At 36.7% G+C, this 22,639-nt stretch carries 20 protein-coding genes and 2 riboswitches; of the genes, 12 read left to right on the forward strand and 8 right to left on the reverse strand.

The annotated features are described in order from the left end of the window. Positions 1-6 precede the first annotated feature (6 nt). From ybaK to QN089_RS01390, 3 genes are all read left to right on the forward strand, one after another. Positions 7-489, forward strand: coding sequence for a Cys-tRNA(Pro) deacylase (gene ybaK / locus QN089_RS01380; protein WP_068456139.1), 483 nt, complete (start codon positions 7-9; stop codon positions 487-489). Positions 490-623: 134 nt separating this feature from the next. Further along, the gene (locus QN089_RS01385; protein WP_068456136.1) at positions 624-1,277 is read left to right on the forward strand and encodes a YczE/YyaS/YitT family protein; all 654 of its coding nucleotides are present in this window, start codon (positions 624-626) and stop codon (positions 1,275-1,277) included. Between the two features lie 161 nt (positions 1,278-1,438). After that, positions 1,439-2,638 carry a glycine C-acetyltransferase gene (locus tag QN089_RS01390; protein ID WP_197409961.1) on the forward strand — a complete coding sequence of 400 codons (1,200 nt, stop codon included), beginning with the start codon at positions 1,439-1,441 and terminating at the stop codon, positions 2,636-2,638. A gap of 256 nt (positions 2,639-2,894) precedes the next feature. Here QN089_RS01390 and QN089_RS01395 read toward each other — a convergent pair whose 3' ends face one another. The 4 genes from QN089_RS01395 to QN089_RS01410 form a co-directional block, all read right to left on the reverse strand. Further along, positions 2,895-3,563, reverse strand: coding sequence for a methionine ABC transporter permease (locus QN089_RS01395; protein ID WP_197409922.1), 669 nt, complete (start codon positions 3,561-3,563; stop codon positions 2,895-2,897). Next, positions 3,550-4,575, reverse strand: coding sequence for a methionine ABC transporter ATP-binding protein (locus tag QN089_RS01400; RefSeq protein ID WP_285215779.1), 1,026 nt, complete (start codon positions 4,573-4,575; stop codon positions 3,550-3,552). The genes QN089_RS01395 and QN089_RS01400 overlap by 14 nt, the downstream gene beginning before the upstream one ends. Positions 4,576-4,604: 29 nt before the next feature. Continuing rightward, positions 4,605-5,426 (reverse strand): MetQ/NlpA family ABC transporter substrate-binding protein, encoded by an 822-nt coding sequence (locus QN089_RS01405; protein ID WP_068456119.1) that lies wholly within the window; start codon positions 5,424-5,426, stop codon positions 4,605-4,607. 81 nt (positions 5,427-5,507) lie between these two features. After that, positions 5,508-5,622, reverse strand: a riboswitch (SAM riboswitch). An 88-nt stretch (positions 5,623-5,710) separates the two neighbouring features. Next, the gene (locus tag QN089_RS01410) at positions 5,711-6,901 is read right to left on the reverse strand and encodes a pyridoxal phosphate-dependent aminotransferase (RefSeq protein ID WP_068456116.1); all 1,191 of its coding nucleotides are present in this window, start codon (positions 6,899-6,901) and stop codon (positions 5,711-5,713) included. A gap of 113 nt (positions 6,902-7,014) precedes the next feature. On the opposite strand from QN089_RS01410, the gene QN089_RS01415 reads away from it, so the two are divergent. Together QN089_RS01415 and QN089_RS01420 are read left to right on the forward strand one after the other, a co-directional pair. After that, positions 7,015-7,803, forward strand: a complete 789-nt coding sequence (locus QN089_RS01415; protein ID WP_285215780.1) for a carbon-nitrogen family hydrolase — start codon at positions 7,015-7,017, stop codon at positions 7,801-7,803. Between the two features lie 59 nt (positions 7,804-7,862). Continuing rightward, on the forward strand, positions 7,863-8,351 hold the full coding sequence (locus QN089_RS01420) for a tetratricopeptide repeat protein (RefSeq protein WP_068456110.1): 489 nt from the start codon (positions 7,863-7,865) through the stop codon (positions 8,349-8,351). 4 nt (positions 8,352-8,355) lie between these two features. Here QN089_RS01420 and QN089_RS01425 read toward each other — a convergent pair whose 3' ends face one another. Together QN089_RS01425 and QN089_RS01430 are read right to left on the reverse strand one after the other, a co-directional pair. Beyond that, positions 8,356-8,799 (reverse strand): hypothetical protein, encoded by a 444-nt coding sequence (locus QN089_RS01425; protein ID WP_285215781.1) that lies wholly within the window; start codon positions 8,797-8,799, stop codon positions 8,356-8,358. Positions 8,800-8,868: 69 nt separating this feature from the next. Further along, entirely contained in the window at positions 8,869-9,531 is a 663-nt protein-coding gene (locus QN089_RS01430; RefSeq protein WP_285215782.1) for a hypothetical protein, read from the reverse strand. 245 nt (positions 9,532-9,776) lie between these two features. Here QN089_RS01430 and QN089_RS01435 point away from each other — a divergent pair, with 245 nt between their 5' ends. From QN089_RS01435 to QN089_RS01445, 3 genes are all read left to right on the forward strand, one after another. Next, positions 9,777-10,727 (forward strand): L-threonine 3-dehydrogenase, encoded by a 951-nt coding sequence (locus tag QN089_RS01435; protein WP_068456101.1) that lies wholly within the window; start codon positions 9,777-9,779, stop codon positions 10,725-10,727. Positions 10,728-10,874: 147 nt separating this feature from the next. Then, entirely contained in the window at positions 10,875-12,869 is a 1,995-nt protein-coding gene (locus QN089_RS01440; protein ID WP_285215783.1) for a TcaA NTF2-like domain-containing protein, read from the forward strand. Between the two features lie 236 nt (positions 12,870-13,105). Further along, complete coding sequence (locus QN089_RS01445; RefSeq protein ID WP_285216400.1) at positions 13,106-14,725, forward strand: long-chain fatty acid--CoA ligase; 1,620 nt, start codon at positions 13,106-13,108, stop codon at positions 14,723-14,725. A gap of 49 nt (positions 14,726-14,774) precedes the next feature. Here QN089_RS01445 and QN089_RS01450 read toward each other — a convergent pair whose 3' ends face one another. Further along, entirely contained in the window at positions 14,775-15,263 is a 489-nt protein-coding gene (locus QN089_RS01450) for a QueT transporter family protein (protein WP_409136321.1), read from the reverse strand. 6 nt (positions 15,264-15,269) lie between these two features. Then, a riboswitch (PreQ1 riboswitch) is annotated at positions 15,270-15,314 on the reverse strand. A 246-nt stretch (positions 15,315-15,560) separates the two neighbouring features. On the opposite strand from QN089_RS01450, the gene QN089_RS01455 reads away from it, so the two are divergent. The 3 genes from QN089_RS01455 to QN089_RS01465 are packed head-to-tail and all read left to right on the forward strand — an operon-like array spanning position 15,561 to position 18,388. Then, positions 15,561-16,550 (forward strand): ABC transporter substrate-binding protein, encoded by a 990-nt coding sequence (locus QN089_RS01455; protein ID WP_068456086.1) that lies wholly within the window; start codon positions 15,561-15,563, stop codon positions 16,548-16,550. Between the two features lie 16 nt (positions 16,551-16,566). After that, positions 16,567-17,598, forward strand: a complete 1,032-nt coding sequence (locus QN089_RS01460) for an ABC transporter permease (protein ID WP_285215785.1) — start codon at positions 16,567-16,569, stop codon at positions 17,596-17,598. After that, positions 17,591-18,388, forward strand: coding sequence for an ABC transporter ATP-binding protein (locus QN089_RS01465; protein ID WP_068456081.1), 798 nt, complete (start codon positions 17,591-17,593; stop codon positions 18,386-18,388). Before QN089_RS01460 ends, QN089_RS01465 begins: the two co-directional genes overlap by 8 nt. 136 nt (positions 18,389-18,524) lie before the next feature. Here QN089_RS01465 and ilvA read toward each other — a convergent pair whose 3' ends face one another. Next, a complete protein-coding gene (ilvA, locus tag QN089_RS01470; RefSeq protein WP_285215786.1) occupies positions 18,525-19,787 on the reverse strand; it encodes a threonine ammonia-lyase IlvA in 1,263 nt (420 codons plus the stop codon). 178 nt (positions 19,788-19,965) lie between these two features. Here ilvA and QN089_RS01475 point away from each other — a divergent pair, with 178 nt between their 5' ends. Continuing rightward, positions 19,966-22,200: an ATP-dependent helicase gene (locus QN089_RS01475; protein WP_285215787.1), complete on the forward strand. Its 2,235-nt coding sequence runs from the start codon at positions 19,966-19,968 to the stop codon at positions 22,198-22,200. Positions 22,201-22,639: the final 439 nt, after the last annotated feature.

A 22,639-nucleotide genomic window follows, 5' to 3' on the forward strand; every position in this document is an offset into this window, starting at 1 on the left:
GGCGAAATGGCGAAGAAAGTTCAAAAGACGAATGCAGTTCGTTTGTTGGATCAACAAAAAATTCCGTACACATTAAAAGAGTATGATGTACATGAAGAACATTTAGATGGTGTTACAGCAGCACAAGAAATTGGCGAGCCTGTTGAGAAAGTCTTTAAAACGTTAGTTGCGACAACAGCGAAAAAGCAGCTCTATGTGTTTGTGATTCCTGTAGCAGAAGAGCTTGATTTAAAGGCAGCAGCGAAATTCGTAGGCGAGAAGAAAATCGACCTTTTACCTGTCAAAGAACTACTAGCACATACAGGATATATTCGTGGTGGTTGTTCACCGATCGGCATGAAAAAGCTATATCCAACAGTGATTGATGAAGCCGCAACAGTACAATCGGAAATTTTCGTAAGTGCAGGAAAACGCGGTATGCAAATTTGCATTCAACCACAATTATTAGCACAAGTCGTACAAGCAAAGTTTGGCACAATCACTTGTTAATAACTTAAATTGTTTGTTACAATGAATTTTGTCTGAACTCGGAAATATGCAATCATTTTAAATTCAAGCATATGGAAAAAAGAACCTGAACAGACGGGTTCTTTTTTGCGTTGTGCTGATAGACGGAGGCAACAATGAAAAATCATTACACATTACGCTGGATGTTTTTTATCGGTGGACTTGCGATTTTAGCTTGTGGTGTCGCGCTAACGATTAAAGGACAGAGTTATGGTGTCGGTTCATGGGATGTTTTACATGTCGGATTATATCAAAGTCTCGGCTTAACAATTGGTACATGGTCAATTCTTTTAGGTTTACTCATTATTATTCTAAGCGCAATCGTATTAAAAGAGTTACCGAAGATTGGTACGATTATGAATATGGCATTAACAGGATTATTCATCGATTTTTTCAATGCGATTATTCCAGATGTACATACAGCAGTTGGTCAATTGATCTGCTTCGTATCGGGTGTCATTATTTTAGGGATTGGAGATGCGATTTATATTACTGCGAACTTAGGCGCTGGTCCTCGTGATAGCCTCATGCTCATTGCGGTAGAACGCCTGAAATTAAGTATTACTGTCGCAAGAACAGCGATGGAATTCTTAGTGGCAGTGACAGGTTATTTAATCGGCGGTCCAATTGGTCTTGGAACAGTCATCATGGTATTTGTACTCGGTCCTGTTATTCAAATTTCTTTCAAATATACAGAGCGCTTGTATCAATATCTTACAAAAGAAAAAGTAGTAGTCGTTGTAGAAGAAGAAGTGAAGCAGAATGTGTAAATCACATTCTGTTTTTTTATTGCATACAAACAAATGTGTTTTTGAGTTGTACAGTATGTTTGAAATACTTCTAAATCCTTTTAAATCAACGGTTTGCGTTCTTTTCCAATGCACAATATGAAACGACTTATGGTACAATGACAGTAACATCAATAGAGGGGATGATTCAATTGTCTAAAGTTTTAAATGCATTTGTAGATGAGAATTTACAACAACTTCGTACACAAGGTTTATATAATGAAATCGACTCAGTAGAAGGTCCTAATGGTCCAATCATTACAATCAGAGGACAACAACTGATTAATTTATCATCAAATAACTATTTAGGTTTAGCAACGAACGATACATTAAAAGAAGTAGCCAAAAAAGCAATCGACAAATACGGTGTTGGCGCAGGGGCTGTGCGTACAATTAACGGTACACTGGATTTGCATGTGAAGTTAGAAGAGAAATTAGCTGAGTTCAAAGGGACGGAAGCTGCTATTTCATATCAATCTGGCTTTAACTGTAATATGGCGGCGATTTCAGCTGTTATGGATAAAAATGATGCGATTCTTTCAGATCAACTGAATCATGCATCAATTATCGACGGTTGTCGCTTATCGAAAGCAAAAATTATCGCTTACAACCATTCAGATATGAATGATTTACGTGAAAAAGCAAAAGCCGCAAAAGAATCAGGCTTATATAATAAAATTATGGTCATTACAGACGGCGTATTTTCAATGGATGGTGATATTGCAAAATTACCTGAAATTGTGGAAATCGCAAAAGAATTTGATTTAATTACGTATGTAGATGACGCGCATGGTTCAGGCGTTACAGGTAAAGGGAAGGGAACGGTAAAACATTTTGGACTTCAAAATGAAATCGACTTCCAAATCGGTACATTATCAAAAGCAATCGGTGTTGTCGGTGGTTATGTAGCTGGTAAACAAAATGTCATTGACTGGTTAAAAGTGCGTTCACGTCCATTCTTATTCTCAACAGCGTTACCACCAGCAGATGTAGCAGCAATTACGGAAGCAGTACAAATGATTATGGATTCAACAGAATTACATGATCGCCTATGGGAAAACGGGGACTACTTAAAAGCAGGATTACAAAAGTTAGGCTTCAACATCGGTCATTCCGAAACACCAATTACACCATGTATTATTGGGGATGAAACATTAACACAACAATTCTCAAAACGCTTAATTGAAGAAGGCGTCTATGCAAAATCAATCGTCTTCCCAACCGTTCCTAAAGGTACAGGTCGCGTACGTAATATGCCAACTGCCGCACATACAAAAGAAATGTTAGATGATGCACTCGCAATCTACGAAAAAGTAGGAAAAGAGCTAGGCATTATTAAATAATAAATTGATTCATGAAGGCTTCGGATTTTTCGAAGCCTTTTTTGTTTGAGTGGGCGAGTGCCTCATTTTCGCCTTCGAATGTCCTGTTTGGACGGTTGAATGGCCCAAATCGAGCAGCGAGTGACCCAACACCTTCAGCGAATGTCCTAAATCGACACCCGAATGTCCCAAACTTCACTTTCTATCTTCGTCTCAAAACATACAAAAAGCCGAAATCAATTGATTTCGGCTTTGAACCCTTTGTAAAAATGAAGCGCTAATCTCTTTTTAAATGGGCTGACCATTTATTCCCGATAGTTTGTAATACTTGAACGAGTAAGATTAACAAGATAACGACAACATACATTAATGGTGTTTCATATTGTTGGAAACCATAGCGATAAGCGATGTCGCCTAAACCGCCGCCACCAACAAGACCAGCCATAGCTGTTGCGCCAATTAAGCTCACTGTCGCAAGTGTTAAACCTAAAATAATCGATGGACGTGCTTCACGTAGTAATACGTGCCAAATAATTTGTCCACGTTTCATACCCATAGCCTTATAAGCTTCAATGACACCATGATCCACCTCTAATAAAGCTGTTTCCATTAGACGTGCAATGTAAGGAGCTGTATAAAGAACAAGTGGTACGATAATTCCTTCTACACCAATCGTTGTACCAACAATGAATTTTGTAAATGGAATGATGAAGAATAATAAAATGATAAATGGAATTGAACGTACAATATTAATGATAATATTTAAAACTTGATAGAAAAAACGATTTGCCAGAAGTTGTCCAGGACGTGTTAACACAACTGCTACACCGAGTGGAATACCAATTAAGATAGCAATAATGAGTGAGATACTTGTCATTTGGAAGGTTTGAATCGCACCTTCCCATAAAATATCGCCCCATTGATCAATAAATTCACGCATAGACAAGACCTCCTAACTGTTCCACTTGAATTCCTGATTGCTCAAGGTATTGTAACGCCTGTTCTCGTGCTGCATCATCGCCTTCTAAATGCACTGTAATGTTACCGACAATGCCATTTTTAAGTTCGATAATATTTGCAGCTAAAATGTTTGGTGTGACGGCAAAACGTTTACTAATCTCAGCAAGTGCAGGTTGCCCTGTGCTTGCACCAACGAATGTAAGACGTGTTACATCACCTGTTACATGAAGGGAATCAATAAGTGAATCACTTAATTGACGTTGTGAAATTGTATTTAAAAATTTACGTGTTGTCGCATGTTGTGGATTTGTGAACAATTCAATTGTCGAGCCTTGTTCCACAACTGAACCGTTCTCCATCACATAGACATGGTCGCAAATTTTTTGAATAACATTCATTTCATGTGTAATTAATAAAATCGTAATGCCAAGCTCACGATTGATTTTTAGGAGTAAATCTAAAATTGAATCCGTCGTTTCTGGGTCAAGTGCTGAAGTCGCTTCATCGCTTAATAAAATAGTCGGTTCAAGTGATAGGGCGCGTGCAATCGCGACACGTTGTTTCTGCCCGCCAGAAAGTTGAGCAGGATAGTTCGTTGCGCGGTCTTCTAAACCAACAATTTGTAGGTATTTTTGTACACGTGCATCTAATTCTTTTTTCGGTACACCCGCTAGCTTTAATGGAATCGCGATATTTTCATACACTGTGACTGTTTTTAATAAGTTAAAGTGTTGGAAAATCATACCGACTTTACTGCGTACTTTACGCAAACCAGATGCCGATAACTTCGTTAAATCTTTCCCATCGATTAGAACTTGTCCTTTTGATGGTTGTTCAAGTAGATTCACACAACGAATTAATGTACTTTTACCAGCACCACTATAGCCAATAACACCATGAATTTCTCCAGCAGGTACTGTAAGATTGACATCTCTTACAGCAGTTACGACTTTTTTATTTGAAACGAAATTTTTCTCAATATTTTTCAGCTCAATCATAGATGACTCCTCCTTTTCAATCTAACCGTTTACTTATCGAATACAGGGATTACTGCACCGTCAAATTCATCTTCAATGAATTTTTTCACTGTCTCTGAGTGATAAGCTTTAACGAATTTTTTTACATCTGCGTCATTTTTATGTGATTCTTCTACAACAATTGCGTTGATATGTGGTGAATCTGTATTTTCACGTAGTAGCGCTGTTTTTGGATCAATGCCTGCTTCTAAAACGAAGTTCGTATTAATCATTGCTGCATCTACTTCGTCTAATTGACGTGGTAATTGTGAAGCTTCTAGTTCTACAAATTTAAATTTATTTTTGTTTTCTGCAATATCTTTCGGTGTTGCCAATTTATCGCCAGTATCTTTTAGAGAAATAACTTTTTTGCTTGCTAGTACTTGTAAGGCACGATCACCATTCGCCGCATCATTTGGAATTGCGATTGTTGAACCCGCTTTTAAATCTTCTAATTTCTTCACCTTTTTCGAATATAGACCCATTGGCGTTAAAATTGTTGTACCAACTGATACAAGGTTTTCATTTTTCTCTTTATTGAAGTTCGCTAAGAAAGTTAGTGTTTGGAAACTGTTTGCATCCAAGTCGCCTTCTACAAGAGAAGTATTCGGTAATACATAATCAGAGAATGCTTTAATCTCAACATCTAAACCATCTTTTTTCGCTACTTCCGCTGCTTTTTTTGCGATTTCTTCGTGTGGTCCGCCCGTTACACCTAATACTAATTTGTTATCTTCGGCTGCTGCTTGGCTATCTTCTGTTTTCTTCCCACATGCTGCTAATACTGATGCTGATAATACAAGTGATAATACGATTCCTGTTGCTTTTTTCATAAATAAAACGCTCCTTTTTGTATGTAGCATATAAAAAAACCTCTCTTAACAAAAAGAGAGGTGAAAGTGTTGGTTTTACCTCTCTTATCTATCAAGATTTTGTCATCTTGCTGGAATTAGCACCTTTCACAATACCGATGTATTGGAAGGTTGCCGAGCTTCATAGGGCCAGTCCCTCAGCTACTCTTGATAAGAGATTTTATATTTTTATATAACTATTTGATATATTCAATCTATAGTTAATTTTCAGTAAAGTCAAACATTATTTTCTTGAGAAAACAAAATTAATGCACTTTCGAGCGAAAAACAGTCGAAAATTCAGGTAGATGTGCAATACGTTCTACAGCTTCAACTAATCGTTCAGGCGATACGAGTAAACCAACGCGAACGTAACCCTCACCATGTAGACCGAATCCATTACCTGCTGCAACTGCAACAGAAGCGTTCTCTAAGAGAAGATCTGCAAAAGTTTCACTCGTATAACCCTCAGGCACTTTTAACCAAGCAAAAAAGCTACCCGCAGGTGCAGTGACAGACCATCCAACCTTTGAACATGCTTGAATCAATGCTTCACGACGAGCTTCATATACAGTTAATTGTTCTTCTACACAATCTTGTGGACCTGTTAATGCATGTGCTGCGGCAACTTGAATCGCTGGGAAAATGCTGCAATAAAGGTGATCTTGTAGCAAATTAAGTCCTGCAATCACTTCTTTATTGCCAACAGCAAAGCCAACACGCCATCCTGCCATATTATACGTTTTCGATAAGGTATAAAATTCAACACCGATCTCTTTTGCACCTTCTGTTTGTAAAAAGCTAGGTGGTTTTACATCATCAAAACCAAGCGCTCCATAAGCGAAGTCATGCATAACAACGAAGTCATGTTGTTTTGCAAGCTGTACCGTTTCTTCAAAAAATGCAGGTGTCGCTGTAGCACCTGTAGGATTATTCGGGTAATTCAAATACATCAATTTTGCACGTTCTAAAATATCAGGTGCAATTTCCGCATAATCAGGTAAAAACTGATTTTCAGCAAGAAGTGGCATCGTTTCAAAGTTTACATGACTAAGTGCGACACCTGATAAATAGTCGGGATAGCCAGGGTCAGGAAGTAACATGGTATCGCCAGCATTTAAGAGTGTCATCGGCAGTTCTACTAGACCAGCTTTCGCACCGAATAGCACAGCGACTTCTGTTTCAGCATCGAGTGTTACATCATATTCACGTTTATAAAATGTCACAATCGCCTCTTTTAATTCATCAATTCCACGAAACGGTGAATATTTATGATTCGCGACATCGGCTGTTGCCTCTTGCATCGCCTTGACGATATGAGGAGGTGTCGGGCGGTCTGGATTTCCCTGACCTAAATTAATAATATCGTGACCTTCTGCAACTTTTTCGGCTACACGTTTTGCGAGTTTCGCGAAAAATTGTTCAGGTAATTTTTTGAGTAAATCAGAATAAGGCATTTGGTTGCCTCCTTTGGCTTTTTTGTTATGATAGAGAAAGAAATATTCTGAATAGTAGAAGTTTTATCGTGAATCATAATACTTTTCAGAAAAAAAGTCTAGGTGGTGGAGAGATGAAATTAGGTTGTATTCAGCTACAAGTTGCTTTTGGCGATGTTGAAAAAAATTTTTCTCGTGTGGAAGAATTAATTCGAGAAGCTGCAAATAAAGGGGCGGAAATTGTCATTCTACCAGAGATGTGGAATACGAGTTACGCACTTGAAAAACTTGAAGGTCTTGCGGATGTTGACGGAGAAAGAACAAAAGCCTTTTTATCACAATTAGCAAAAGAATTGCATGTTCATATTGTGGGCGGTTCAGTCGCAACGAAAAAGGGCGACAAATTCTATAATACGATGCTCGTCTACAATAATGAGGGTGAGCTAGTAGGCGAATACGATAAAGCACACTTATTCCGCTTGATGGATGAACACTTGCATTTATCTTCTGGTAACACACAAAATAATTTCAAACTGGGTGATTTAGATGCGGCAGGTGTGATTTGCTACGATATTCGTTTTCCAGAATGGTTACGTCTACACGCATTAAACGGCGCAAAAGTATTATTCGTTTCAGCGCAGTGGCCAACTGCACGAATTGATCATTGGAAAACATTATTACAAGCACGTGCAATTGAAAATCAATGTTTTGTGGTAGCAGTCAATCGCATTAGTCGCAATAAAGATAACTTTAACGGACAGTCGATGGTAATCGAACCATGGGGTGAAATTTTATGGACTGGTGGAGAAGATGAGGAATTAGCGATTGTCGACGTTGATTTTTCAAAAGTTGATGAAGTGCGCACACGTATTCCAGTCTATGATGATCGCAGACCAGAATTGTATCAAGATGTATTGAAATAAAAAATGAAGCTAGGGCTGATACGTCCTAGCTTTTTCTTTTGAAAGAGGGAGATATGAACATGAAAGAAGCAAAGCTTTTAAAGGCGATTGAACTAAGGAAGTTAGGACAGAAAGAGGAGTCAAATCAGATTTTGCAAAAATTAGCTGATGAATACCCAGCAGATGCAATCATTCAATACCAGTGTGCATGGAGTTTTGATGTTCTGGGACAAGAAATAGCAGCAGTTCCTTTTTATGAAAAAGCGATTGCACTTGGATTACCCGAGGAAGATTTACAAGGTGCTTACATCGGTCTAGGTAGTACGTATCGTACACTCGGGGAATATGAAAAATCACATCATACTTTTTTAAAAGGATTACAGTTATTTCCACGAAATCAAGCAATTCATGTATTCCATGCGATGACTTTATATAATTTAGAACGCCATGAAGAAGCAATGAATCGCTTATTAACAAGTTTAGTAGAGACAACGAATGATGAAGAAATAAAAAGTTATGAAAAAGCGATTCGATTTTATAGCCAACAATTGAATCGCATATGGTCATAACGCGCTACTTAGAGATTCGATTTTGTTTATTTTCTTGTATTTTGTTCGTTACATCGAGTAGTCTTTTCGCTAGTTTTGGCTCGATAATCTCATAAACTGTATCAGTATCTTGTGTTGGGATTGTTATGTAGTTATTTTCATAAATGAAAAGTTGAAAAGAGCCACTAGCACCTGAGAATGAAATACTTGTGTAGTTTTTAGGGTCTTTGATTTTTGCTTTTTTTACAGACATTGATTCTACTAAAGAAAGTAGCGCGGAAGAATCATTTGAAGTAATTTGATAAATTTGATCTTCAGGTGAAATGAGTGTATTTGCTTTTACTTTAGAGAGTTGAATCTTAGTTAGAACATCGTGCTGTAAAGATTGTTCTTTCGGTGTTTTGGCTACGACCACATAGGCAGTTAAGCTAACACATAAAAGAATTAGGATGAAAAATATTTTTTTCATATTTTGACACCTCCTATTATAAAATACCATAAAAAGGAATCTCGCTGAAATTTCAGCGAGATTCCTTTTTTATACACTCAAACAAAATGGTAAATTAAATGTTTTGCTTGGCTTTAATTTTTCAAAGAGATGATAGAGCATATAGTATTCAATACCGCGCGTTCTTTTCAGTGCATTGGAAGAGCGACGTGTAAATTCATCGAGTTGTTGTTTAGAGAATGCTTGCAATGCGAGAAGTGTATCTCTGCGCCATTTACTTTGAAGGCGATGGATATAATCACTCGCTTTCGCGTGATTCCCACGTTCGATTTCAATTTGTGCCAAAGTATAATAACGAATTTCTGCTTTTTGAATTTTCTCTGCTTCAAAAAAAGCTGCATCATAGCGTTTTTCTAACAGTAATAACAGTGATTTGAAATAAGGATATTCTTGTTCATACACAGGGTTTTGTAATAATTGTTCGAGGATTTTTTTCTGTTGAGGAGCGCCATCGTGAATAGCGATATAAAAATGTGAGTAGAGAGAAGAAGTTTGTTTTTGTGATAAAAAACGATCGATTTTTCGTATATTTCGCGTACCGAAAATAGTATATATTTGCGGTAGCATTGTAAATAAAAAAAGATAAAACATCATAATCAAGACGAGAACAAATGGATGTAATCCGAAATCATTTAAAAAACTACACAGTAAGAAAGCGCCTAAAAAAATAAAAATAAGGTGTAAACGTTGCATCGCTTTTTCCTCCTTTAATGTAGTAACTATAAAATACCCCTTCATGTAGAATGCAAACTGTTCTCTTGAAAAAAACAATTTGTTGAATTTTAGAAATAGAACGCTTATAATGATTTTACTAAGAAATATTGATTTTAAAGGGTTTTGGGAACGTGTTAAATGTCCTTTCTGAAAATTCAAATGTATGCTCAGAAAAGATGTCCTTTGGAAAAACACAAATGTAAACGCAACGAGGAGGAAAAAAGATGAAGAAAATAATGATTACAGGCGCGTGCGGTCAAATCGGCTCAGAGTTAGTGGAGAAATTACGAAAAGAATACGGACGTGATAATGTTTTAGCGACAGATATTCGTAAACCTGCACACTCGACAGGTCCTTTTGAAATATTAGATGTGATGGATGCGGAAAAGATGTTACAATTAGCAACTGATTTCCAAGCAGACACATTGATGCACATGGCAGCTTTATTATCAGCTACAGCTGAAAACAACCCCGTATTTGCATGGAACTTAAATATGGGTGGGCTAATGAATGCACTTGAAGTAGCACGTAAATTAGATCTTCAATTCTTTACTCCAAGTTCAATTGGTGCATTTGGTCCAACAACACAAAAAGAAAATACACCACAAGATACATTACAACGTCCAACAACGATGTATGGCGTAAATAAAGTAGCTGGGGAATTACTATGTGACTACTACTATACAAAGTTTGGTGTTGATACACGTGGTGTTCGTTTCCCAGGATTAATTTCAAATGTGACGCCTCCTGGTGGTGGTACGACAGATTACGCAGTGGATATTTACTATAAAGCAGTTACAGAAGGCAAGTACACATCATATATTGCAGAAGGAACATACATGGATATGATGTATATGCCAGATGCGCTTGATGCCATTGTTCAATTGATGGAAGCAGATGCAGACAAATTAGTACATCGTAATGCATTCAATATTACAGCGATGAGTTTTGAACCAAGCGAGATTGCGGCATCGATTAAAAAGTACATTCCTTCATTTGAAATGGACTATGATGTAGATCCTGCACGCCAAGCGATTGCAGATAGCTGGCCAGATTCACTCGATTGTTCAGCTGCAAAAGAAGAATGGAGTTTCCAAGCAAAATATGATTTAGACCGTATGACACAAGACATGCTGGAAAAACTAACGAAAAAATTACAAAATGAAGCTTCGTAAATAGAGAAAGAGATTGCTACTCAAGCAGTCTCTTTTTATTTATTATAAAAAATTACTATTTTTCTTTATAAATATTGCTCATAAGGTTGTTTCGTTAGTACATATTGCTTAAAATAAAACTTAATGGCTAAAATTTGGAGGAGAAATATGAAAAACAAATGGAAATTTTTCATTGCAAGTGGCGCATTTGCTTTATTGTTAGCTGGTTGTGGTAAAGAAAGTACAAATCAAAAAACACAAGTATCTGAAACAGCGGAACAAACATTTATGATGTACAAACAACAACATATGAATGAGGATAGTTTAGGTAGCGGAGATTTATATATACATAAAATAGGACAAAAAGAAGATGAAAAAATTGCAAGTGACGTATTAGAACAGAACTTCCACTATAACGTAGAAAAAGACTATGTTTTATACCTATCTGATGATTATGACTTATATAAGGTTGCTTCAGGAACGTCAAAAGAAAAATTAGCAAAAAATGTTGTGACATTTGAACAGCTAAATAATAGTGATATTATTTTTTACCGTGATCAAGACGAGAATCTATATAGTATCGATTTAGGTCAAAAAGAAGTAGTTACTGAAAAAATTGGGAACGGTGTGTCGCAGTATACACTAAAAGACAAACAAATTTATTATGTAAGTAAAGATCAGGACCTTCTTGTTTATAATTTAGAAACACGTGAAGAAAAAACTATAGCAGAACAAGTGAATGCTTTTAAATTTAATGGAGAAGAACTATTTTATACAAATGAAGATAACATGTTATTTTACAAAGAAAATGAAGATAAAGAGGGCGTAAAAATAACTGGTGACAGTGTCGGGCTGTATATGGTTGAAAAGGATGCAAATGATATTTATTTTGTTTCAAATGAAAATGAAGATAATAGTCTTAAAGTAAGCGATATGAAGGATCAAAATCGTACATCAAAAATTGCAGATGATGTAATTGATTATCAAGTGGTAGACCACGAGACAATTTATTTAACAGGTGATGGTGATTTATTCACAACAGCTAAGGATCGTGACACATCGAAAAAGTTAGCAACAGATATTTCGAATTTCTCTGTACACAATGGTGAAGTATATATGCAAGATGAAGACGAAACATTGTATGTGCTAAAAGATGAAAAACAGCAAAAAATTGCTTCAAATGTAGAAGAATCATATATTTCAAAAACAGGTGAAGTTGCTTATTTAACTAAAGATCATGATTTAATGGTAGACCATCAAAAAATTGAATCAGATGTGCAGAGTATGGCGAATATGAATGGTACAGTTGCGTATGCAACGGATGAGAATAAATTATATTATATGAACTTGGGTAATGTTGACGAAGTGAAATTGGTCTCAGATGAACTTAATCATTATTCAACAGTTAGTTATTTGAATAAAGAAATCTATCGTAATACACTTTCTTTTAAAGACATCGCAGGATATTGGAAAGCAACAGATAGTGAAGAACCAAGTTATGTTGTCATTAAAGAAAATGGTGATTTTTCAACGATGTATAGTGAAAAGCCAATTCGTTTGAAAATCGAAAAAGATAGTGCTTCATTTATGAACTTTGTAGCAGTTGGTAAGACAAGTGGTGAAGATTTGGCTGCAGATTTTACATTAGAAGACGATAAATTGACAATTCATTATTCATCATCAGAAGATGGACAGAAATTTGAACGTGTAGCAGAAGCTTCTGCTAAAGCAGCTATGAAACAATATCAACAAGAACAAACAGCGCAAGAAAAACGTGAGCAAGAACACGAATTAGCAATTGAAGAAGAAGAGATTACAAATGAGATGGATCAAACGGTTAGAAGTTATCTATCAGAATTTAGTTATGCAATGAATTCTGGTGATACAAGTAGTTTATCAAGCTATATTTCACCAAGTTCTAGTTTTTATAAAAGCCAAAAACAATATATTGAAAATAGCTTCGATAAAGGTAATGGTGTAAATGAAAATAATACAACAATTGTGAATCATGAGAAAATAAATGACAGTAAGTATCATGTAAGTGTTGATGAAGATTACACAATTTATAAAGAAGATGGTTCTTCGAAAGATGCTGTATATACAAATGTTTATACGGTAGAACGATTTGATAATGGTTGGTATATTACAGGGTTAAATGAATAAAAATAAAAACGAGGGTGGACGAAAATCCATACCTCGTTTTTAAAGTTGTTAAAACTGAATTACCATTCATAAAAATACAATTCAATTCTTTAAAAGGTTAAAATATAATATTTTCTATAATAATCAATTATTTTCTCTTAAAAAGCTATTTTTTGTTAGATTTTTCTTTCCCTTTTTTGTACAATGACATGTAGTAATACAAAAAATGGAATTCGACGAAGGGGAGAATGATTCGTATGATGGATACACCTTTAGTATTGACGAGTTTTTTCAAAAGGGCAGAAACGTATTTTAAGCACAAACCGATTATTTCGCGCACATCGGATACAATGATACACCGATTAACGTACGCTGATTTTGCAGTTCGTACAAAAAAGTTAGCTGCTGTACTCGAAGATTTTGGTTTACAGAGAGGAATGAAAATCGGTTCATTCGCTTGGAATCATCATCGTCATTTAGAAGCATATTTTGCAGTTCCTTGTTCAGGTGCAGTGCTTCATATGGTGAATATTCGTTTAGCGCCAGAGCATCTCATCTATATTATCAATCATGCAAAAGACGAGATTCTATTGGTGGATGACGATTTATTACCGATTATTGAAGAAATCTATACAGAGTTGAAAACAGTTCGTGCTGTCATCGTCATGGGGGATGATGTTGATGTGTCACAGTCTACGATTCCAAATATTTTTGTGTATGAAGATTTATTAAAAGAAGCGCGTATAGACTTTGAATTTCCAGAAGATTTAGACGAAAAGATGCCAGCAGGTATGTGCTATACGAGTGCGACAACGGGATTCCCAAAAGGTGTCGTGTATACGCATCGTAGTCTTGTTTTACATGCGCTATCGCTTGGTCTTGTGGAAACATTTGGATTACAAGAGAGAGATGTCGTTATGCCTGTTGTTCCAATGTTCCACGTAAATGCATGGGGCTTACCGTTCGCAGGTGTGAACTTTGGTGCGACACAGGTGTTACCGGGACCACATTTTACACCGAAGATTTTGCTTGATTTAATCGAATCAGAGCGCGTTACATTATCGGCAGGTGTTCCGACTATTTGGCTTGGCATGATGCAAGAGTTAGAAAAATCAGAAGTGCCAAGAGATATTGCGTCGCTAACACGTCTTGTAAGCGGTGGTTCATCATCGCCAAAAGGATTGATTAAGGCGTTTGAACAAAAGTATGGTGTGAATTTCTTAGTCGGTTATGGTATGACCGAGACGAGTCCGATTGTATCCGTTTCGAATTATAGTTCTGAAATGGACGACTGGGATTACGAAGATAAATTAGAAGCGCGTAGTACACAGGGCATGACGGTCTCTCTAATCGAAACGCGTATTATTAATGAAAATGGTGAAGTTCCGTGGGACGGTAAAACAATGGGTGAACTTATGATACGTGGTCCATGGGTGGCAGATGAATATTACGAAGATGAGCGTACAGCAGATGCCTTTCGAGATGGCTGGTTGTACACAGGTGATATCGCAGTTCGTACACCACAAGGCTATATTAAAATTACGGATCGTACAAAAGATTTAATTAAGAGTGGCGGGGAATGGATTTCTTCTGTTGATTTAGAGAATGCGCTCATGACACATGATGCCGTATTTGAAGCAGCAGTGATAGCAGTCCCTCATCCGAAATGGCAAGAACGACCACTTGCTTGTGTTGTAACGCATGAAAAACCAGCAGATGAAGCAGTTTTAAAAGCCCAGTTGTTGGCTTATTTAGAACAAGATTTTGCGAAATGGTGGCTTCCAGATGATGTTTTATTCTTAGATGAAATTCCAAAAACATCGGTAGGTAAATTCCTAAAAGCAAAATTACGTGACGAAATTAACGAATATATTTAAGCATGAAAAAATACCACGCTGTCTTATAGACACTGTGGTATTTTTTCATTTACGCATCCATTAACTTTTTAAAATAAACGCGTTTGTTTATAAGTAACATGATTGGAATCGCGATCAGCATAACGATAGCTTCACCAATTGCGACTGTTAACCAAGTATAGCCGAATGGTAAATCGAAAATGATGTTTAATTCCCATGCGATGAGCCACATCATGAATGAGAAGACAACCGTATTAAAAATCATACGTGCCACAATTGATTTGATGAATTTTGCGGATAGGATTGTAATACCTAATGATAAAGCAGTCTGCCCTACGCCGAATAATAAATCAATCGGTCCATTCGGTGAAAAGAGGTTAGTAATAAACACACCAATCACGATGGCATAAAAATATTTTTTATTAAACACAATTAATTGATTTAAAATCTCACTAAAGCGTAATTGAATCGCTCCAAATGAGAGTGGTGCAAGAAGAAGTGATACCGCAATGTAGACAGCTGCGATAATACCACTTGTCGCAAAAAATTTCGTTTTCATATTCATTTCTCCTTAGTTTTTTTTCGTGGGATGGTTACGAACCACGTTGAACATACTTCATCATAAACACATCAAAAAACAATGTAAAGAATTATTTCATAGGCAAATAATTCAGAAAAATTAATTTTGGACAAATTCTTTAAAACATTGATGCACCAACGCTTTAACGCATTAAACCTCAACGATTTAGTGTATAAAATTTTCGAAACATTCATAATCTTATTGACTATTCAATTTTACGACTGTAATATAACAATAATTAAGGTAGAAAGCTACATATATTAGGAGGGTTTATAGATGAAGAAAAAGAGTATGTTGTTGTTACTCGTAACAGCAGCCATCATGCTAGTCTTAGCTGCTTGCGGTAAAAAGGACGAAACGCAAGACGAAAAGGCAAATGCAGATGAGAAAACGTATAAAGTTGGTATTTTACAATATGTAGAACATCCATCTTTGAATGAAGCAACAAAGGGTTTCAAAGCGGCACTGAAAGAATCAGGGTTAAAGGTAGAATATGACGAACAAAATGCACAAGGTGATCCAGCGAACAATACAACAGCTGCGAATAATTTAGTTGGTGCAGGAAATGACCTAATTTTCGCTAATGCGACACCTTCAGCACAAGCAGTTCAAACAGCAACAGCTGATATTCCTGTGCTATTTACATCTGTAACAGATGCAGTGGGTGCAGAATTGATTCAATCAATGGAAAAACCAGGAGCGAACGTAACAGGAACAGTAGATACACATCCTGAAGCGATTCCGAACACAGTGAAGTTCATTGCAAATGAATTAAAAGCAAAAAAATTAGGTATGGTGTATAACGCAGGTGAGCAAAACTCACGCGCACAAGTTGATATCGTGAAAAAAGAAGCGAAAAAATATGGTGTAGAAGTAGTAGAAGCTTCTGCGAATACATCAGCAGACGTAAAACAAGCAACAGAATCATTAGTAAGTAAAGTAGATGCTTATTACATCATTACAGATAACACAGTGGTTTCAGCACTTGATTCTGTATTAGATGTAGCAACAGATAAAAAGATTCCAGTTATGGTTGGGGAACTTGATTCAGTGAAACGTGGCGGTTTTGGCGCATACGGTTTCAGCTATTATGATATCGGTTATGAAGCAGGTCAAATGGCTGTTCAAATCTTAAAAGATGGTAAGAAGCCAGCTGATATTCCAGCAGCATACCCAGCTAACTTAAAATTCGAAGTAAATAAAGAAACTGCTGATAAATTAGGCATTAAAATCAACAAAGAGTGGAACGCAGAAGAAGTAAAATAAGAGGAGATGATTCTACATGTTTGTAGCGGTATTTGGCTCTGTAGAGCAGGGAATCATCTATGCAATTATGGCGCTCGGAGTGTATCTTACATTCCGAGTTTTAGATTTTCCTGACTTAACAATAGACGGTAGCTTTGTAACAGGGGGCGCGACAGCTGCGACGATGATTACACTTGGATATGATCCAATCATCGCAACACTGTGTGCAATTTTAGCAGGTTTTATTGCAGGAAGTATTACAGGTATTTTGCATACAAAAGCAAAAATCAATGCACTATTAGCAGGGATTTTAATGATGATTGCATTGTATTCGATTAACTTGCGTATTATGGGTTCGACACTTGAAAATGGAATTGGGCGACCAAATATTCCATTATCAAATGCGACAACACTTTTCACAGAGATTAGTGCATTTTGGAAGAGCTTAGGTATTGATGATGCCATTAATAATATGTTACGTGGAATTGGATTTGAACAAACACCGAATACATGGGGGACAGTATTCTTCATGGTGATTGTGACCTTTGCGATTAAATTTGCGGCAGACTGGTTCTTGAAAACTGAAAGTGGTCTCGCATTACGTGCTACAGGTGATAATAAGAAGATGATTCGTAGTTTTTCAGCGAATACAGATACATTGATTATTTTAGGTTTAGGGCTATCAAATGCTTTAGTTGCGCTATCAGGTGCATTAATTGCACAGTATAGTCGTTTTGCAGACGTACAAGCAGGTGTTGGGATGATTGTGAGTGGTCTCGCTTCTGTTATTATCGGTGAAGCAATTTTTGGTACAAAGAGTGTTATGCGTACAACATTAGCTGTTGTATGTGGTGCAGTCATTTACCGTATTGTGATTGCACTTGCCATGCAAATCAAAATCTTCGATACAGGAGATTTAAAATTATTAACAGCTGTCATTGTAATTATCGCACTTGTATTACCACGCGTAATTGATAAGCGTAAAGAACAGAAACGAAAAGCAAAACGAAAAGCCGAGAAGTTGGCGATGCTAGCGCAGGCAAAAAAGGAAGGTGAGACCATTGCTTAAATTAGAGCACATTAATAAGATTTTTAATGAAGGTACACCAGATGAAAAAGTAGCACTACAAGATATTCAATTAAGTTTAGAACCAGGTGATTTCGTAACGATTATAGGGAGTAATGGGGCAGGTAAGTCGACAATGATGAACATGATTTCAGGGGCATTAACACCCGATTTAGGTTCGATTCATATTAATCATCAAGATGTGACGCGTTTACCTGAGTATAAGCGTTCACGTTACATTGGACGTGTCTTCCAAGATCCAATGGCGGGTACTGCACCGAATATGACGATTGAAGAAAACTTGGCGATTGCCTATTCACGTAATAAATCGCGTGGTTTACGCATTGGCGTAAATCGTAAAAGAAAACAACTGTTTAAAGAAGCACTTGCTTCACTTGGACTTAATTTAGAAAATCGTCTATCTGCAAAAGTAGGTTTATTATCAGGTGGGGAGCGACAGGCATTGTCATTATTAATGGCGACCTTTACAAAACCAGATATTCTCTTGTTAGATGAACATACAGCGGCACTTGATCCATCACGTGCGGCACTTATTACGAACTTAACAAAAGAACTAGTTCATAAAGATAACTTAACGACATTGATGATTACACATGATATGCAGCAAGCCATTGATTTAGGGAATCGACTTATTATGATGGATAAGGGACAAATTATTTTAGAAGTGAGTCCAGAAGATAAAGTGAATTTAACGATTCCAGATTTAATGGAACAATTCCAAAAGATTCGCGGCGAAAAGATGGTATCAGACCGCGTACTGTTGGCGACTTAAATCCATATATAAAAGGAGGATGGGACAGAACATCTCATTTTCCTTTTTTAGAGTTCACAACGAAAAACTGGAACCGCACAATAGCGCGATTCCAGTTTTTTTATATTTATATTCCAGCTTGTACTTTTGTCTAGCGTTAAACCAACAACGAGAATAATGTGCTATCGTTATTGACTTCCATATATTCAAAACCGTTCGATTGGAAGCGTTCAATGAGTGATGCGTAATCGTTCGGACGTTTTAGTTCGATGCCGACAAGTGCAGGCCCACTCTCTTTATTGTTCTTCTTCGTATATTCAAAGGTCGTGATGTCATCTTCAGGCCCTAATACTTCTGTTAGGAATTGACGTAATGCCCCTGCTCGTTGAGGGAAGCTGACAATAAAGTAGTAGAGTAATCCTTCATGAATTAACGACTTTTCTTTAATTTCTTGCATACGACTAATATCATTATTTCCGCCACTAATAATGCATACAACTGATTTTCCTTTGATTTCATCTTTATAGAAATCAAGCGCAGCAACCGATAATGCGCCAGCAGGTTCAGCGACAACTGCTAATTTATTATATAGTTCTAAAATATGTGTACATACTTTTCCTTCAGGCACTGCTACGATATCATCCATGAATTGTTGGCAGATTTGATAAGTGAACTGACCCACGCACTGAACAGCCGCACCGTCTACAAACTTATCAATTTTCGGCAAGTGAACAGGATTCGCCTCTTTGAAAGCAGCCTTCATGCTCGCAGCTCCAGCAGGTTCAACACCGATGACTTTTGTATTCGGCGATAAGTTTTTAATGTAAGTAGATACGCCAGCCATTAAGCCACCGCCACCAATACTCCCGAAAATATAATCAATTGGACGTTCAATATCATTCATAATCTCAACGGCAACGGTGCCTTGTCCAGCGATAATGTCAACATCATCGAATGGGTGAATGAAGATATGGTTCTCTGTTTCTGAAAAAGCTTGTGCGCTTTTCGCAGAGTCGTCAAATGTATCGCCAGATAAAATAACCTCGACAAATTCGCGGCCAAACATTTTCACCTGGTTAATTTTCTGTTTTGGAGTCGTTGTCGGCATGAAAATATGCCCGAAGATGCCTAATTGCGCACAGGCGTAAGCAACACCTTGTGCATGATTCCCTGCACTCGCACAGACCACACCGAATTCGCGTGCTTCTTCTTCGATGGATTTAATCTTATAGTACGCACCGCGTAATTTGAACGAGCGAACATGTTGTAAGTCTTCTCGTTTTAAATAGACGGTAGCTCCATATTTTTCGGATAGATAATCATTTTTTTGTAGTGGTGTGTGTGCGACGACATCCTTTAAAAATTGATGGGCGATCAACACATTTTCCACTGTGACGGTTTTTGCTTCTGATACAGTCATATTATTTTTCCTCCTAATGTCTAAAATATATTGTTTCATTGTAACATAAGAAAGTCTAAAATAATCAGTCAATTCAAAAGATTTAGCTTATTCCGAAAATGTAAGCGTTTTTATTTTAAACAAAGAAAAAACAAGAAATGTTACAATAGAAGAAGTGAATAAAAAAGGAGAATGACGAATGAACTTTTTCGAACGTATGAAGCAGCTGACAGGCGTCAGTCTCAATAATGTACAAAAACAAGCAGTGCGCTTTCATGAAGGGCCACTATTATTATTAGCATCACCTGGATCCGGTAAAACGACTACTTTGAATATGAAAATTGGTTATTTAATGCTCGTTAAAAAAGTGCCAGCCAAGCGTATTTTAGCGATTACGTTTAGTAAAGCATCAGCACGTGATATGGAAGAACGTTTTGAGCAATTTTTCGGACGTTTGACGAATGAGCGCGTAGCTTTTTCAACGATTCATAGTTTTGCTTATAAGGTTGTACGCGAATATTTTTATAAAAATCAAATAGACTATACATTAATTGAAGGAAATGTGAGTGAAAACTTGCATAAGAAAGTCATCTTGCGGAATCTATTTTCAGAACAGATCAAACAAGCACCGACTGAAGATGAGATGGATGAATTAGTGACATATATTAGTTTTGTGAAAAATCGTATGGTGGCGACAGATGAGGCACTTAAAAAAGTAAACTGCTCCATCGGTAGCGCCGCGAAAATCTTTCGAGCATATGAAGATTTTAAAAAGCAAAACGCTAAGCATGTCTTACTCGATTTTGATGATATGCTAACGTATTGCCTCGATATTTTACAGCGAGATGAAGAAATTCGCACGAAGTATCAACATTTATATGAATATGTTCTAACAGATGAATCACAAGATAATTCCGTCGTCCAACATGAGATTGTAACGATTCTAGCCGCTCCACAAAATAATTTATGTGTTGTCGCAGATGATGACCAATCGATTTTCATGTGGCGTGGTGCAGATGTAACGAAGCTCTTATCTTTCCAACAAACATATCCGAACGGGAAAGTTTTAACGATGGCTCAAAATTATCGTTCGACACCTGAAATTGTAGATACAGCGAATACATTCATAAAACGAAATCGCAATCGCTATGATAAGAAGATGTTTACGGAGAATCCAAAAGGTGAACCGATTACAATTCATAATATGCGACGTTATGATTTACAACTCAACTATGTCGTACAGGAAATTCAAAAATCACCAAATCCAAAAGAAGTTGTTGTCCTCTACCGTAATAATGCATCTGCCATTCGTCTCATTGATTTACTTGAGAAAAAAGACATTCCATTTTATATGAAAGATGTCGACGTAAAATTCTTTAAGCATTGGATTGTAGAAGATATTTTAAACTTTATGCGCCTTTCGTATAATGATCGTCGCGCAGATATTTTAGAGAAAATTTATACAAAAATGAATGCATATATTAAAAAAGCACAGATGCAAGTATTACTAAGAGATGGCGAAGATACTTCTTGTTTTGACCGCTTACAAAAAAATACTCATGCGCCGTATCAAGAACAAGCTTTAAGAAAAGCTAAAAAGAATATTCAGAAGATGAATACACTCCCGCCAGATGAAGCGATTCAGCTTATTAGACGCGATTTAGGATATGATAAAACGCTGAAAAATCGTGCAGAGCATTTAGGTTTTAATGAAGAAAATCTATTGAGTATCGTTAGTCAGCTAGAGCATATTGCTGAAGGACTGCCAACACTTGAAGCATTCGCAAAACGATTAAAAGAGTTAGAAGAAATTATGAAAACATCTCGTTTTAATAAAAATGAAAATGTCGCTACGCTATCAACGATGCATAGCTCAAAAGGACTCGAATTTGATACTGTCTACATGCTAGATTTAGTAGATGGTGTCATTCCGTCGAAAGATGATGTGAAGGCTTATAAAGCAGGCGACGTTGAAAAGATGGAAGAAGCTGTTCGATTATTCTATGTAGGTATGACACGTGCTAGAAAACATTTGGAATTACTTACGTATAATCAGAAAGACGAAGAAACAACACGTCCTTCAGCTTTCTTAGAAGATGTTAAAAAAATTCTTCTTGGTGAAGAAGTAGGCGAATTACAATTGAGTGATGTTGTGGAGAAAAGTGAGAATAAACGTCCAAAAGAAATCATCACGAATAAAAAGTTTCAAAAGAAAGTGGTACGTGAACTACCAAAAGATGCGATTCAACAACAGCAAGATTTACAACGTGGCTTAAAAGTTTTGCATCAAGTCTACGATTTAGGTTATATAAAAAAAGTGACTGACGATGAAATCGAGATTGTATTCGATCATTATGGTTCTAAAAAGTTCATGGTGGACTATTGTTTAACGAATGGTATGCTACGTTTCGCAGAAGGTATATCACAAACATAAATAAAAAGCCGAAATTACGCTCTCTGGCGCAATTTCGGCTTTTTTATTTTTCAGTTCATCGCATCGTAAATGTTTTTCTAATTCTTGTTCTTTTTTCGATTTGGAACGAATTTGGATGCGAAAGAAGATGCTAACGTTGGTGAGTTCAATTAATGTGGTTGACCAGACAATAGGATCTCCAACCTTTACTTCCAGCGCTACTAAATCCAAAGAGTAATAAGGCAAAACCAGTTGTTGAGAGTAACATACGACCAATATCTAAAAGTGAGGCAATGCGACATTTAATAACGTCTGATTGAGTGTAGAGAAAAAACAGCCGACAATCATCACGAACACAATCAGACGCTTTGTTTTTTCAGGGATTTCTTGTTGTATAAGCGCCTCCTTTTCTTAGAGAGTTCCTTTACTTATATACCCAGAGTAGGAGGAAGTTACTTCA

Origin of the sequence: Kurthia sp. YJT4, from assembly GCF_030219945.1 — a bacterium.
Classification (GTDB): domain Bacteria; phylum Bacillota; class Bacilli; order Bacillales_A; family Planococcaceae; genus Kurthia; species Kurthia gibsonii.